We start from the raw sequence: 13514 nt of genomic DNA, 5'->3' as shown, positions 1-13514 counted from the left end.
GATCGCGGCGATCAATTTGCTCTAAAGCAGGCCCACCGATCGCAGCGACTCGATCGCACCGGCGATGCAGGCCCGCCGATCGAGTTGCTGCGATCGCACCGGCGATGATAAAAGGTTGGGGATTCTTTACAGTCCATTAATGTAACTCAATGGTAGGGATCAATCCCCACTACAGTCAATTGCCTGGGGCCGATCGCCCCGATCGGGACGGAGCACAGCAACTTCCAGCCATCGCCAATCGGGCATCATAGGGCCAGGCTTGTTTTTGATTGGGTTTGGGTTTGGCTAAATTTCGGCTGGCCCACGGGCCATGATTGGCCGCTAGATCAACCCGCTGTGTTGCAAGGGGAGTAGGTGCTCGATGTCGTCGGTATGGCAATGGTTTGTGGCCGGTGGGGCGGTGATGGTTCCTTTGGCGGGTTGTGCGATCGCCACGATCGCCCTGGCGGTGGAGCGGGGCCGGTTTTGGTGGCGCTTGGCCCAGGAACAACCGCTCCTAATTCGGGAGGCGCTCGTGTTGTATGGGCGGGAACCCGATACCGATCGCACCCTGCGTTTGTTGCGATCGGCTCCAGAGGATTGGCCGATCGTGCAAATTTTCCTGGCGGCGCTCACGCTCGATCGCCCCACCCCCGAGGAGTTTCGGTTAGCCCTTGACAGCGCCGCCCAAGCCCAACTGCCTCAACTCAAGCGGTTTGGTACGGCTTTCGACACGATCGTTGGCATTGCGCCCCTCTTGGGCCTGTTGGGCACGGTGTTGGGCTTAATGGGATCCTTTGCGGCTCTCCGTTGGGACAGCATCGGCTCCACGGGCGGCCCCAATGGCGCGGGCATCGGTTCGGGTCTGAGCGAGGCGTTGGTGTCCACGGCCACGGGCCTGGTGGTAGCGATTGGGGCGCTGCTGGTGGCGAATGTGTTTCGGAGTTTGTATCGGCGGCAGGTGGCGGCGATCGCCCAGCATTGCGGCCAGCTTGAATTGCTCTATCGTCACCATTGGGAAACCAATGGCGGGGTTCCCTTCGATTTAAGTTGATTGAAATGATTTGAGTTGATTGAAATTGCCTTGAATCGCCGTTGATTGAAGTGATTTGAGTTGATTGAAATTGCCTTGAATCGCCGTTGATTGAAATGATTTGAGTTGATTGAAATTGCCTTGAATCGCCGTTGATTGAAATGATTTGAGTTGATTGAAATTGTCTTGAATCGCCGTTGATTGCTTCCGATTACTGTTAATTTCTATTAATTGTCATGCCGCGTCGTCGCACAGCCAATCCTCAACCACGACCCTGTGAACTCTGCCAGGTTCTGTCATTGGTGCGCTATCGAATCCAGGTCGATCGCACCGATCAATGGGTTTTGGCCTGTCCCCGTTGCCAAAAACAGCAAAGCACCACCAATCCGCACTATCGCTATGGCGGCACTTGGAAAGCTCGTTAATTAGACCTCTTGCGCGGATCAATGCATAAGCCCTTATCCTTAAAATTCTTTGCCCCAGATGAGCTGATCAGCGGTCATTTTGTAGGTTGGGTTGAGGTACGAAACTCAACAGCAATAAGGTTCATGCTGATCTGCTGTTCAGAGATTTCAAGCGCAATGAGCACTAATCACAACCTAAACTTTCGCGGGTGCTGACACCGGTTTTTTGATTGATGCCGCTGGCGACTTTGCAAAGTTGGGCCACGTCGTACCGATCGATCAATGCATCGGTGAAGTCGGCTCCCTCGATCGCGGTGTCGGCCAAAATTGAGCGCGTAAAAATTGCCTCACGGGCGATCGCTTGGGTTAAATCTGCCCGTTCCAACACTGCGCGATCGATCAAAGCGCCCGTTAAATCCGCACCTTGCAGGTTAGCTCGCAGCAGGGTGGCTTGGGTGAGGGTGGCATTGCTCAAGTTGGCTCCCGCCAGATTGGCATCGCGCAAATCGGTGGCCAAAAAAGCTGCGCCCACCAAGTTTTCACCGGCAAAATTCTGCCCTTCCTGGTTGGTTTTGCTGTAGTTGCCCATCGCTTGGGCGGGCAAGGCTCCCAACAAAACCCACAACAGGGCCAGCCCCAACACCAGGAGCAATCGTTTGCCGATGTTTTTACCGATGCTTTGGGTTCCCAGGTTTCGGAGATTGATCATGGCCAATTACCGGTTGATGTCGTCGGAGGTCGCAGTGGAGAATTCCGGCTCGATCGCCCCGCGCCAATCGGGACAAGGATCGGTTCCTGACCAACCAAAGGGGTGAATGCCGCAAATCAGCCTTGCCCGTCGATCGCGGCTGTAACCGTAGGCGATGCCGTGATAGTTTTCGCAGCCCCGACAGACGGCCGGTTGATGGGGGGTGCTGGCTTGGCTAAACCCCAGTTGCGATCGCAGCAAGTAGCGTTGGTTTTGGGCCCGATGCCAACCTTCACAAAATCGCTTCATGCCCTGCGCATTGGCCCGCTGAAACAAATCGCGATCGGCCATGGTCGTCCTCCTATTCTCGATGCCAGGCGGTTTCACCGGGGCGATCGATCAACACAATGCCCTGGGCTTTCAGCTCGTCGCGGATGCGATCGGACTCGGCAAAGTTTTTGGCCTTGCGGGCGGCCGTCCGTTGGGCAATTAAGGCTTCAATTTCCGCATCACTGGGGCCGGCCGGGGTTTCTGTTGGGGTTTCCGCTGTGGCCACTAGGCCCAACACATCCGCTAAATGCACCAAGGTTCGCCACTGCTGGGCGATCGCGGCGGCATCTTGGGAAAATTGCCCCTCATGGACGCGCAGATTCTTTTCTCGGCGCAACTCCTTCGCCAGCTCAAACAGCACGGCCAAGGCTTCCGGTGTGTTCAGGTCGTCATCCATGGCCGCCCGGAATCGATCGAGCGCCGTGGGGTCATAGGTGGACGCACCGTTGAAATCCCCTAGCCCCTCGAACAACAGCCCCTCTTTGAGCGTGTTCCAAGCATTTTTGGCCGCCTCGATCGCCTCCCCCGTAAAGTCCATGGGCTTGCGGTAGTGACCTTGCAGCACAAACAACCGCAGGGCCATCGGGTGAGGCCCCTCCGGTGCATCCAACAGGGCGCGGATGGTTGTGAAATTGCCCAAGGATTTCGACATCTTCTCGCCGCCCACGTTCACCATGCCGTTGTGCAACCAGAACCGGGCTAGGGAACGGCCCGTGGCCGCTTCCGATTGGGCAATTTCGTTTTCGTGGTGCGGAAAAATTAAGTCACCGCCCCCCACGTGGATATCAATGCTTTCGCCCAACTCTTGGCGCACCATGGCGGAGCACTCAATGTGCCAGCCTGGCCGGCCGGGCCCCCAAGGGGACTCCCAGGCCGGTTCGTTGGGTTTGGCTCCTTTCCAAAGGGCAAAGTCGAAGGGATCTTGCTTTTTGGTGGTTTCGTCATCCGTGCGGCCGCTGGCTCCGGCTTGCAGGTCGTCTAATTTGCGGCCGGAGAGCTTGCCGTAGTCCGCAAATTTACGCACTGCAAAATACACATCGCCCCCGGCCGCATAGGCCACGCCCTTGGCTTCCAATTCGGCAATCAAGCGCTGAATGCCGTTCAGGGTGTGGGTAGCGCGGGGATAGGCATCGGCTTCCCGAATGTTGAGCCGGGCCATGTCTTCAAAGTAGGTTTCGGTGTAGCGATCGGCGATCGCCTCCATGGAAACCCCTTCGTTTTTGGCGCGATTAAGAATTTTGTCGTCAATGTCGGTGAAGTTTTGCACATAGCGCACGTCATAGCCCCGCCATTGCAAAAAACGCCGCAGGGTGTCCCAAACGATGTATGACCGGGCATGGCCCAAATGGCAGTGGTCATAGACCGTTACGCCACAGCAATACATCCGCACCCGACCCGGCTCGATCGGCTCGAAGGGTTCTTTGCGACGGGTGAGGGTGTTGTAAAGCTGGAGCGACATGGGGAATTGGAGGGGCGGTCTGACGGTCTAAGTGATCTAAACCAATGCTCGATCTCAAGGTTCGACCTCAAGGTTCGATCGGATGCCAATGTCGGGGATCGACCATGAATCGGTCATGGATCGATGTGGAGCAAGAGGGGCGATCGCGCTTATCCTATCCCAATCCTGAGGGCCCTAGCGCTTGTCGTCGGGGCGATCGATGCTGATTCAATTTTATGGGATTGCTTTCAAGGGATCCCTCATTTGCTCGCCTGACCCGCCTTGGACTTTGCTCGCTAGTCTGCAACTTCAATGATTTTCTGGCGGCCCGCTTGGCCAACTTTGATCGTGATTGCTGATTTGCTAACGCCTAAATGGGTCGCGAGGAGTTGAATTAACTCGCGATTAGCCTTGCCATCGATCGGGGGAGATTTTAAGAAAATGGTTAGCCCCCCATCGGCTTCTTCAACAATTTTCTGTTGTTTGCTGTTGGGTTTGACTTTTACGGCCAGTTTCATCATTAGTTTGAAGTCAATTGTTCGCTTGAGGGCGATCAAAGCGCCACAGCAGATCGGTGAATGAACCGTGAATTAGCCCTTGAGGCTGGGTTGATAGCTGCTGTGGATGCGACCGGCTCCTTTGTATTGGGAAAAATAAGCTTGCGCCACCCGATCGCCTTGATCAGACAAAAAATCAACGGCAATTCTTCCCCGCCCCTGTTCATAGCCGGAACTGTGAAGATAGCAATGTTGTCCGATGGTTTTGCCTAAATACAGCGCCACATGGTTGGTTTTGGTGGGCATTCCAAAAAAGAGCAAGTCGCCGGGTTGCAGGTTCTCTAGTTCAACCGGCTCGGTGAATTCCTGTTGTTGATATGAATTACGCGGCAACCAAACGCCCACACTCATAAAGGCCGCTTGAATGAGGCCAGAGCAGTCATAATCAGGGGCGATCGTGCCGCCCCAAAGATAGCAATGGGGAACGGCCATGGCCGCTTGGGCAAAGGCGATCGCCTGGGGAATTCGATCGACAATGGCCGATCTCGACACGATCGGGGCCCGATAGGGGCCAATGGCCGGGGCCAGGTGAGCCAAAGCGGCCAGGGGCAACCAAGCGGCATAGTCATCCTCGCAAAGCACCACCTCGATCGCCCCTTGATTGAAATCCCCGTTGGCTCCTGAATTGGCTTCTAGATTGGCTCCCGAATTGGCTTCTGTACCAGTGTCCAAACCTGCTGCCAAATCCGCCGACAGTTGCCGAAACCACAGTTGTCGCCCGGGAGCCACCTGGGTGCTCAGTTCTTCCCCGTCGGGCCGGGTGAATAGGTCTAGGGGTTCGGTGCAGCGATACTCCGGGCGATCGGGAATCGGTTGGCCCAAGTCAGCCAGCACGCGATCGAGGGCGATCGAGGTCATGGAAGGTCTCCGGTGCAAACAAGGACGATCGCCCCAAGCATAGGCGAGAATCGTTGGGTTCACGCCAAACACCGTAGGCATGATTTTTTACCAACAGGATGGGGAACTGGAGCGGTTGGGAAAACAACTGCTCGATCGGCTATGGATCCAATATCCGCTGTTAGCCCGCAACCAATTGGCCCTGACCTGGTGGGTTTACGATCCGCCCTACATGGTGAACACGGGTGGGGCCTTGGCTCCGGCGGATTTTTGGGCCCATCCGGTACGTGGGTTCAGCTATCGCGGCGTGGAGCGCATTTATCCGGCCAGCGTGGTCAAGCTGTTTTACGCGGTGGCCGTGCAGGAATGGTTGGAAAAGGGCATGATTTCGCCCACGGAAGAGGTCGATCGGGCCCTGCATGATGCGATCGTCAATTCCAGCAACGATGCCACGAGCTATTTGGTGGATGTGTTGTCGGGAACCACCAGCGGCCCGGAGTTGCCAGCGGGCCCCTTTGAAACCTGGCAACAGCAACGACAAATCGTGAATCGCTATTTGCAATCGTTTGGTTGGGAAGAGTTCCAAACTATTAATGTTTGCCAAAAAACTTGGGGTGATGGGCCCTATGGTCGCGAGCGAGTCTTTTTGGCGGCAGACTACAGCAATCGCAATTATTTGACGACGGATGCGGTGGCGCGGCTGCTCCATGCGATCGCGGGTGGGGTGGCGGTGTCGGCGGCGCGATCGCAAACGCTGATGAACCTCCTGGCGCGATCGCTCGATCCGGCCACCGTGGCCAGCTTGGACCCGGATTACAACCAAGTCACCGGTTTTTTGGGGGAAGGGTTGCCCCCCACCACGCGCCTGTGGTCTAAGGCGGGGTGGATGAGCCGGGTGCGGTGGGATTGTGCCTATGTGGAGCCGGTGGATGGGCGGCCCTTTGGGCTGGTGGTGGCGATCGATGCGCCTTTGGGCGATCGCGATCGCAGTATTCTGCCCCAAATTGCTCACGGGGCCCTCGAAGCGGTGCGATCGCTCGGAAACCCGGAGCCATCGCGTTAGAATCCAAACTGCCCCTTTGAATCTGGTTGCGTTCCATCCCTTGAATCGTCCTGATCACGACCCTGCACAACCTGATAATCACCCTCACCCTTCCGCTGATTCCGACCAGTCCCATCAGCCCGCCCCCAGCTCTGCCCAGCATCTCGACTCCAATCCCGCTCCCAGCCATGCTCACGGCCATAGCCATGGCCCGTCCCACAGCCACACCCACAACCCGGAAGCGATTCGCAAAATTGTGAATCGTCTGTCGCGGATTGAAGGCCATGTGCGCGGCATCAAGGCCATGGTGCAGGATGGGCGAGATTGCCCCGATGTGTTGATTCAGTTGGCGGCGGTGCGCGGTGCGATCGATCGGGTGGCGCGGGCCATTTTGGATGAGCACCTGAATGAGTGCATTGTGCGAGCAGCACGCGAGGGCAACATTGACGCGGAATTGGCGGAACTGAAAGCGGCGCTCGATCGCTTTTTAATCTAGGGGGAGGTTCGGCAGATGACGGCAACGCCTTCCCCAGCGCCGACCACCGTGGGCGAAGTCACAACAGTGCAGCCGGGAACCCTGTATTTGGTGGCCACCCCGATCGGGAATTTGGAAGATATCAGCTACCGAGCTTTGCGAATTTTGCAAGCAGTGGACGCGATCGCGGCGGAAGACACCCGGCACACGGGCAAGCTGCTAGCCCACTTCCAAATCAGCAAGCCCCAACTGAGCTATCACGAACACAACCAGACCAAACGGATTCCCGAAATTCTCGATCGACTGCGGGCGGGCCAGGCGATTGCCCTAGTCAGCGATGCAGGTACGCCGGGCATTTCCGATCCGGGCGTGCCATTGGTGGCGGCTTGCGGGGCGGCGGGGTTGTCCGTTGTGCCAGTGCCGGGAGCCTGCGCGGCGATCGCGGGGCTAATTGGCTCCGGCTTACCGACCGATCGCTTTTGTTTTGAAGGATTTTTACCCACCAAGGGCAAAGAACGGCGCGATCGACTGGCTCAACTGGCCCAAGAGGCCCGCACCGTGATTCTTTACGAAGCGCCCCACCGCCTGCGGGAAACCCTGCAAGACCTGGCCAACCACGGCGGCGACCAACGACCGATCGCGATTGCCCGGGAACTGACCAAGCGCTACGAACAGTTTTGGCGCGGTTCCCTCTCGGAGGCGATCGCCACCTGGACTCTCGAGAATCCCGCCTGTCCCATCAAGGGGGAATTTGTGCTCATTGTGGGCGGAGTGCTCCCGGTGGCCCACCAACCCACGGAAGCGGAGATTATCGCCGCTCTGGCCGATCGAATGACCCAAGGGATGAGTCGATCGGCCGCCAGCCGCGAGATTGCCGGCCAACTGAACTTGCCCAAGCGATCGGTCTACGAGTTGTCCCTCAAAATTCCCGATTAGGGCCGGTCAAAGTTGCCCGATCGCCTTGTGGGTTTGTGGAATCACAATCACCTGCGGTAACCACTGTTTCAGGTGTTGTTGCCAAGCCAACACTTGTTCGGGCTGGGGCGCTTGCGGGGGTTGGCGATCGGGCTTAATCGGTGCGGGCAAGGGCGAAACGGGTTGCATCACGTAAACCAAATGGGGATCGATCGCCGCCACCAACTCAGCCGATCGAGTCAGATCCGCCAGCGTGGTTGCTTCGGAAACAATCGCTTTCACAAACACCCACTTTTGCGCTGCCACCGCCAACCGCAAAAACTCCCCATGGGCCTCCCAGTGGGTTTCGCTGCTGACACTGGGCAACTTCAAATCCATGCCAATCCAATCCAGCCAAGGCAACAGGGATTCCAACTGCTGTGGCCGATGGCCCCCGGTTTCCAAATAAACCGGCAGGCTGGAAACGGTCTTCAAGGCTGGTAAGAAATCTTGCAAAAAACGACTGTGCAACAGGGGTTCGCCCCCCGTGATGCTGATGCTGTCGTGTAGATGGGGGCGATCGAGCTGTTGCACCCAGTCCAGGAGCTGCGACTGGCTGACGGGGTTGGCAACAGTCACAAAATCTCGCAGGCCAGGGGTTTGCTCAATGTCGCAATGATCGGGAGCCACCCAGGTGCGATCGCTATCGCAATAGTCACAGCGCAGATCGCATTGGGCAAACCGGATGAACAGTTGCCGCGTGCCCACGATCGGCCCTTCACCCTGGATTGCTGAAAAAACTTCAATTAACCGTGCCGTCGCCACCCGATCGCTCATGATCTTCAGGCGCTGTTCGCCCGCAAAAAACCGCTAACTATCTTAGACAGCCAGCGGTCTGGATTTAATCAACTCGATTCAAGGAGAAGGCAAACTGCAATCTCCCCAGTCATTGCCCTCGCTGTGATTCAGGGCCGTGATCGGGGAATTTGGCAGGCTACGCACAGCTTCGCTTGCGATTTTTTGTTAAGCGTCGCTTTCGATATACAGGAACAGCAGGGCCATTGTTACAGCAGGAAATACCCAGCCAACAATCGGCACGAAAATCGAAGGAAGAAAAGAGGCTGCCATGGGAAAAGATCCTTATTCTTAATCGAATTCAGAGGATTTCCCATTAACTGTACGAGCTGGCCTCCGGTGTGGCGTGGGGTTGCTAAAGATTTTTAACAAACAAGCGAATCAACGCTTAAACCAACGCTTGAACCAATGCGGGGAGCCGATCGCCCCCAACATGCCCTGTGATTGGGTTTTGGATCCTTTACCGGAGGCTCAATTCCGCCCTAATCCCAACGGGAGGGCGACAGGGCCTCAAACAGGTTGTTGATCGCCAATGGATCCAATGTGGGGCGATCGGGGTGGGACTCGGGGGGCAACACGGGCGCAACAATCACCGTCTTGCGGCTTTCGCGGTGGGTCGCCAACTCCATCACCACCGCCTCAATGCTCAATTCCGCCACCAGGGCCGGCACGGTCAAGGTGACACGGGTTTCCAATTCTCCCAGGCCATTTGGGGGCAACTCCAACAGCCAGCGCGGTGGTTCCAAGATTTGGCGTGTCTGTCGATCGCTCGTCCAAACCTTGATGCAGAGTCGTGAGGGCACCTCCGTCACTCGCAACCGCAAGGTGGCCGTGGTTTCCGCCACCAGGGGATGGGTCAACAGCTCGATCGTGGGCTGTGGAATCGGCATCGTGGGTGGCAAGGTGGCATCGGCGGGCGGTGGCGGCGGGCTGGCTTGGGCAGACCAGCCATTGGATCTGTTTTGCAGCGGCAACAGGTCATCCACCAGCACTTCGCCGGCCGTCCAGTCCGCATCGGGATCCGGTGGCTCCGGGGCGGGCGCAACTCCCTCTCCTCGGGCCCGCATCCAGGCCCGTAGATCTTGGTCATCGGCCAAGGCCGTGAGCCTTGACCAGAACCGGTGACCCTTGGGCAGCGCATCAAAGGGCGAAGGCTCACTGGGTAAGGGGTCGATCGCCCAAGGGGCCGGGCCGTTGGCGGTGGGAATTGGCGCAGCGGGGGGCAACCCTTGCAAAATGGCAGCTTCTGGCAACTCAACACCTGCGATCGGTTCGGGCGCAGCCTCGGGCATCGACGGCGCGGAGTCCATGGACGGCGACATGGACGGCGACATGGACGGCAACATGGGCGCTTTCGCCGGTTGCACAAAGTTCAGCAGCTTCAGATCCAAGCTCTTTTTGGCGGGGGCTTGGGAATTGGGTCGAAACGGCAGGGATTCGTGCGGCAACGCGGCCGAGGCCCGATCGTCCTCTGTGCAATCCTCTGGGCGAAAATCCGGCTCGATCGCCCGCAACAGGGCATCGGCATCGGCGGCCACCGCGAAGGCCTGGCTGGTAAGGGGTTCGGCGCTGGGCAAACTGTGGGGATACAAAGCCAGCTCGCCCAACATCAAAAAGGTGCTGGCTTCCAGGGGCAATTCCACGGCGCAGGTGAACTGACCCGGCAAGGGGCGATCGCTCGGCCGGCTCCAGCGTGACCCGGCGATCGGCTGGCGCAACCGCACCAACACCCGCTGACTGTTGGGATCGCGCAGGGTCACCCGCCATTCCAAGGTGGGCGGCAGTTGAGCCAGCATGGGGGCCTTGGCTGGTTCGGCCCAATCCAAGCTGCCTTGCAACACCAATTGATCGCCCCAAGCGGTGATGTAGGTGGTGCGATCGAGCCGTAAGTGCAAGGGAGGAAGCTGGCTGGCGGCCACCAGCGGGTCGATCGTTTCCATGGGATCCGGTTCCGCCGGTTCCACCATTTGCTGCAATAGGCGATCGGCAATGCGCAATAGGCGATCGTCTTCCACCTGAATCAACCGCTCGATCGGGGGCGTGAAGGGTTCCGTGGGCGGTAAGGCCGGCAGAGGAATCGATGGGGGCTTGGCCGAGGCTGGCTCTGGGGCAATTACTGGGGTAATTTCTGGAGTGTTTTTTGGGGTGCTCTCTGGGGCAATTTCTGGAGCAACTTCTGAAGCGATTCCTGAAACGATTTCTGAAGCAATAGACTCCGGCTCCGTGGCCTGGGGAATTTTCGGGGCGATCGAATCGGCCAGCTCGTTCGCTGCGTTCGCTTCCGCCACTAGCTCCGGCATGACCTTTTCAACGGCCCCCTCAGCACCATTCGTGCCATGGGACGGGGAGAATTCATCGGGCGATCGGCTCACCACTTCTGACCCGTTGGATGCCTGGGCCAGCGCATCCGCCGCCGGTTGCGGTTCCACATCCACCCAATCTTCCGCCTCCACGGCCAACACTTGCAGCGTCACCGCATAGCGCCAGGTGGGCCCCGTGGTTGTCGGATCGGCCTCCTCACCCACCGATTGCCGACAGCTAAATTCCCAAAGCCCCGGCCGCAACACCGTGAACGGAATCACCACCACCAGCCCATTGACATTGGTTTGGGCCGATCGGGACTGGGTGCGTTGGCTAGTGCCCCCGATCGCCCCGTCCGGCTGGTAGCCCACACGAATTTCCACTGCCGCATCGGGATAGCTCGATCGGGCAATCAGGCGATAGCGTCCTTCCAAAACTTCGACGCTGGGCGACTCCAGTGGCAACCAAGCCCGATCGCCCTCCTTTTGCAGCAAAAACTCGCAATACTCCATCGACAACGTGCCCCGCAGGGTGAAGATTTAGCGGCGCGCGCAACGCCCAAAGCCAGCACCGTTGACTGGAATTCCTGAATTCAACCCCAAGGTTAAATCCCCGGCCCATCCACAACGGCGTTCAGCGGAAAAAGTGCCCCTATCCTACTCCATTAACCAGGGAACCCTGGGCTACTCCGGGGCATTCTGTCCGTATGGCAATTGACGGAGCAAAGGGGTCTAACTCTCTACAATTCAAAGCTTCTCAGCCGGTGATCCGGGTTCAGGTGTTTTGCCAATAATCTAAGCTCCTTTTCAGACATTCTCTGAAATTTCTGTTGAGATTTCCCTGCGATTCCTATGACATTTATCGATAAATTACACCGGGCGGCCCAATCGCGCGGGAGTTTGCTGTGCCTCAGTTTGGATCCGAGTTCTGACTTTTTGGAAGCGGCTGTGGCCGACATTGCGGCCGGAGTCGATCGCCCCCTGACGGCCCTGGGGGACTGGCTGCGAACGATGGTGGCCCAAACGGCGGATTTGGTTTGTGCCTATAAGGTGGCGATCGATCCCTATTTGCTATTTGGGGCAGCGGGCTTGGCCCTATTAGAAGACCTGTTGCGGCACACGATTCCGGCAGAGTTGCCCGTCATTTTGGATGCCAAACATGCGGACTGGATCAACAGCGGCCTGTTTGCCCGCACAGCGTTCGATCGCTGGCAGGTGGATGCCGTGACGATCGTGCCCTTTTCGGGCCAAGACCACGCCGCGCCCTTTTTGCTCCAAGCCGATCGCGCCCTGTTTGCCCTGTGTTACACCGAAAATCCCTCCGCCCGCGTTTTGCAAGACCCGGCCCCCGAGGCCGAACCCCGCTACCTCAGCTTGGCCCGCGAGGTGCAAACCTGGGGCATTCCCAGTCAAATGGGCTTGGAACTGGAAGCGGCGGATCCGGAAATCTTGCGGCGGCTGCGGGCGGTGGCTCCAGAAGCGCCCATTCTGTTGCGAGGGGCTTGGTCAGGGGCGGGGCTGGCAACGGTGGACTACAGCCAAGACCTGGACGCGGCCACGGGCGATCGGCTGGATGCCAATCTGCGCCAAACCCTGCAAGCGGGCCTGGCGGCCGATGGTGATGGATTGATTGTGCTGGTGCCTCGGGCGGCCCTCAGCCACCCGGAACCCCGTCGCCAGATTATGCAACTGCGCGATCGACTCACCCAAGCTCAGACGGCCGTTTGCGGGCCGATCGCGGAAGCCTGCCCCCTTTGGTTGCCCGCTCCCGCCAGCACCAACACCAGCGCCCATCCCCACGCGGAATTGATTGTGCAGCTCTTCGACTTGGGTTGCATTTTGTTTGGTGACTATGTGCAGGCCTCCGGGGCCACCTTTCCCTATTACGTGGACTTGCGGCAAATCATCTCGAATCCCCAAGTCTTTCACAAAATCCTGTTGGCCTATGCCGATCGGGTGGCTCCCCTAACATTTGATCGCCTGGCCGGCATTCCCTACGGCTCCTTGCCCACGGCCACCGGCTTGGCCTTGCACCTGAACCGCCCCATGATTTTTCCGCGCAAGGAAGTGAAGGCCCACGGCACTCAGCGGGTGGTGGAAGGAAATTTCACCCCTGGCGAAACGGCGGTGGTGGTGGATGACATTTTGATTTCCGGTAAAAGCGCGATCGAGGGAATTGGCAAGTTGGAATCGGTGGGGCTGCGGGTCACTGATTTGGTGGTGTTCATTGACCACAACACGGGAGCCAAGGAACGCTTGGCCGCCAAAGGCTATCGATCGCACGCGGTGCTTACCCTTGGCGAAATTGCCGACACCCTATTTGCAGCAAACAAAATTGCTGAAACCCAATACACCGCCCTCAAGGCGATCGACCATGCTTAGGGGGTCTCTGAAAAGCCTAAATTGCTACCTTGTGGGCTTTATCAATCGACGAAGACAAGGGGCTTAAGCCCCTTTCTCCGATGGCAGTTAGCGCTTGATCTCTATCAGAAAATACTGTTCAGATAATTCGCTCAAGGTAACTCATTTGGACGAATTTCTTTGAATGGGTGAAGACTAAGAGCTAATTTATAAAGAGAAGCTAAAGCCGACTTGGCAGCTCTAAATCCGGTTTTAGGCTAGACCTACCCGAAGCATCACCCAGCTCATGAGTCGTCTCCCGGTCATTGCCAATCCTACCCG

The 13514-nt window shown here is 57.8% G+C and carries 14 protein-coding genes; 6 read left to right on the top strand and 8 right to left on the bottom strand.

Annotated features, from left to right (window positions below; genetic code table 11):
- Positions 1-361: 361 nt before the first annotated feature.
- Positions 362-1033 (top strand): MotA/TolQ/ExbB proton channel family protein, encoded by a 672-nt coding sequence (locus tag VPK24_RS08970; protein WP_099534635.1) that lies wholly within the window; start codon positions 362-364, stop codon positions 1031-1033.
- 215 nt (positions 1034-1248) lie between these two features.
- On the top strand, positions 1249-1437 hold the full coding sequence (locus VPK24_RS08965; RefSeq protein ID WP_393012291.1) for a hypothetical protein: 189 nt from the start codon (positions 1249-1251) through the stop codon (positions 1435-1437).
- A gap of 163 nt (positions 1438-1600) precedes the next feature.
- Here VPK24_RS08965 and VPK24_RS08960 read toward each other — a convergent pair whose 3' ends face one another.
- The 5 genes from VPK24_RS08960 to VPK24_RS08940 form a co-directional block, all read right to left on the bottom strand.
- On the bottom strand, positions 1601-2125 hold the full coding sequence (locus tag VPK24_RS08960; RefSeq protein ID WP_393012289.1) for a pentapeptide repeat-containing protein: 525 nt from the start codon (positions 2123-2125) through the stop codon (positions 1601-1603).
- Between the two features lie 6 nt (positions 2126-2131).
- Positions 2132-2455 (bottom strand): hypothetical protein, encoded by a 324-nt coding sequence (locus tag VPK24_RS08955; RefSeq protein ID WP_199291436.1) that lies wholly within the window; start codon positions 2453-2455, stop codon positions 2132-2134.
- A gap of 10 nt (positions 2456-2465) precedes the next feature.
- Positions 2466-3893, bottom strand: coding sequence for a cysteine--tRNA ligase (cysS, locus tag VPK24_RS08950; protein WP_393012287.1), 1428 nt, complete (start codon positions 3891-3893; stop codon positions 2466-2468).
- A gap of 275 nt (positions 3894-4168) precedes the next feature.
- On the bottom strand, positions 4169-4390 hold the full coding sequence (locus VPK24_RS08945) for a DUF167 domain-containing protein (protein ID WP_099534638.1): 222 nt from the start codon (positions 4388-4390) through the stop codon (positions 4169-4171).
- A gap of 72 nt (positions 4391-4462) precedes the next feature.
- Entirely contained in the window at positions 4463-5368 is a 906-nt protein-coding gene (locus VPK24_RS08940; RefSeq protein WP_393012285.1) for a C40 family peptidase, read from the bottom strand.
- On the opposite strand from VPK24_RS08940, the gene VPK24_RS08935 reads away from it, so the two are divergent.
- From VPK24_RS08935 to rsmI, 3 genes are read left to right on the top strand one after another with little or no spacing between them, the layout of a single operon-like run.
- Entirely contained in the window at positions 5367-6329 is a 963-nt protein-coding gene (locus VPK24_RS08935; protein WP_393012283.1) for a serine hydrolase, read from the top strand. The genes VPK24_RS08940 and VPK24_RS08935 overlap by 2 nt on opposite strands.
- A gap of 40 nt (positions 6330-6369) precedes the next feature.
- A complete protein-coding gene (locus VPK24_RS08930) occupies positions 6370-6804 on the top strand; it encodes a metal-sensitive transcriptional regulator (RefSeq protein ID WP_242027834.1) in 435 nt (144 codons plus the stop codon).
- A 15-nt stretch (positions 6805-6819) separates the two neighbouring features.
- Positions 6820-7719 carry a 16S rRNA (cytidine(1402)-2'-O)-methyltransferase gene (gene rsmI / locus VPK24_RS08925; RefSeq protein ID WP_393012281.1) on the top strand — a complete coding sequence of 300 codons (900 nt, stop codon included), beginning with the start codon at positions 6820-6822 and terminating at the stop codon, positions 7717-7719.
- A gap of 6 nt (positions 7720-7725) precedes the next feature.
- Here rsmI and VPK24_RS08920 read toward each other — a convergent pair whose 3' ends face one another.
- From VPK24_RS08920 to VPK24_RS08910, 3 genes are all read right to left on the bottom strand, one after another.
- The gene (locus VPK24_RS08920) at positions 7726-8514 is read right to left on the bottom strand and encodes a 7-carboxy-7-deazaguanine synthase QueE (RefSeq protein ID WP_393012279.1); all 789 of its coding nucleotides are present in this window, start codon (positions 8512-8514) and stop codon (positions 7726-7728) included.
- Positions 8515-8700: 186 nt separating this feature from the next.
- On the bottom strand, positions 8701-8805 hold the full coding sequence (gene psaI, locus VPK24_RS08915; RefSeq protein ID WP_099534644.1) for a photosystem I reaction center subunit VIII: 105 nt from the start codon (positions 8803-8805) through the stop codon (positions 8701-8703).
- A gap of 209 nt (positions 8806-9014) precedes the next feature.
- Entirely contained in the window at positions 9015-11345 is a 2331-nt protein-coding gene (locus VPK24_RS08910) for a hypothetical protein (protein WP_393012277.1), read from the bottom strand.
- 339 nt (positions 11346-11684) lie between these two features.
- Here VPK24_RS08910 and VPK24_RS08905 point away from each other — a divergent pair, with 339 nt between their 5' ends.
- Entirely contained in the window at positions 11685-13214 is a 1530-nt protein-coding gene (locus VPK24_RS08905) for a phosphoribosyltransferase family protein (protein ID WP_393012275.1), read from the top strand.
- Positions 13215-13514 lie beyond the last annotated feature (300 nt).

The organism is Limnothrix redekei LRLZ20PSL1 (assembly GCF_043235035.1).
GTDB lineage: Bacteria > Cyanobacteriota > Cyanobacteriia > CACIAM-69d > CACIAM-69d > CACIAM-69d.
Note: the sequence above shows the minus strand (reverse complement) of the source record. Positions and strands in the feature narration are given on the sequence as shown.

Coding starts and splice junctions, on each gene's coding strand:
- VPK24_RS08970 (WP_099534635.1), top strand. CDS start 362: ATGTCGTCGGTATGGCAATGGTTTGTGGCCGGTGGGGCGGTGATGGTT.
- VPK24_RS08965 (WP_393012291.1), top strand. CDS start 1,249: ATGCCGCGTCGTCGCACAGCCAATCCTCAACCACGACCCTGTGAACTC.
- VPK24_RS08960 (WP_393012289.1), bottom strand. CDS start 2,125: ATGATCAATCTCCGAAACCTGGGAACCCAAAGCATCGGTAAAAACATC.
- VPK24_RS08955 (WP_199291436.1), bottom strand. CDS start 2,455: ATGGCCGATCGCGATTTGTTTCAGCGGGCCAATGCGCAGGGCATGAAG.
- cysS (WP_393012287.1), bottom strand. CDS start 3,893: ATGTCGCTCCAGCTTTACAACACCCTCACCCGTCGCAAAGAACCCTTC.
- VPK24_RS08945 (WP_099534638.1), bottom strand. CDS start 4,390: ATGAAACTGGCCGTAAAAGTCAAACCCAACAGCAAACAACAGAAAATT.
- VPK24_RS08935 (WP_393012283.1), top strand. CDS start 5,367: ATGATTTTTTACCAACAGGATGGGGAACTGGAGCGGTTGGGAAAACAA.
- VPK24_RS08940 (WP_393012285.1), bottom strand. CDS start 5,368: ATGCCTACGGTGTTTGGCGTGAACCCAACGATTCTCGCCTATGCTTGG.
- rsmI (WP_393012281.1), top strand. CDS start 6,820: ATGACGGCAACGCCTTCCCCAGCGCCGACCACCGTGGGCGAAGTCACA.
- VPK24_RS08920 (WP_393012279.1), bottom strand. CDS start 8,514: ATGAGCGATCGGGTGGCGACGGCACGGTTAATTGAAGTTTTTTCAGCA.
- psaI (WP_099534644.1), bottom strand. CDS start 8,805: ATGGCAGCCTCTTTTCTTCCTTCGATTTTCGTGCCGATTGTTGGCTGG.
- VPK24_RS08910 (WP_393012277.1), bottom strand. CDS start 11,345: ATGGAGTATTGCGAGTTTTTGCTGCAAAAGGAGGGCGATCGGGCTTGG.
- VPK24_RS08905 (WP_393012275.1), top strand. CDS start 11,685: ATGACATTTATCGATAAATTACACCGGGCGGCCCAATCGCGCGGGAGT.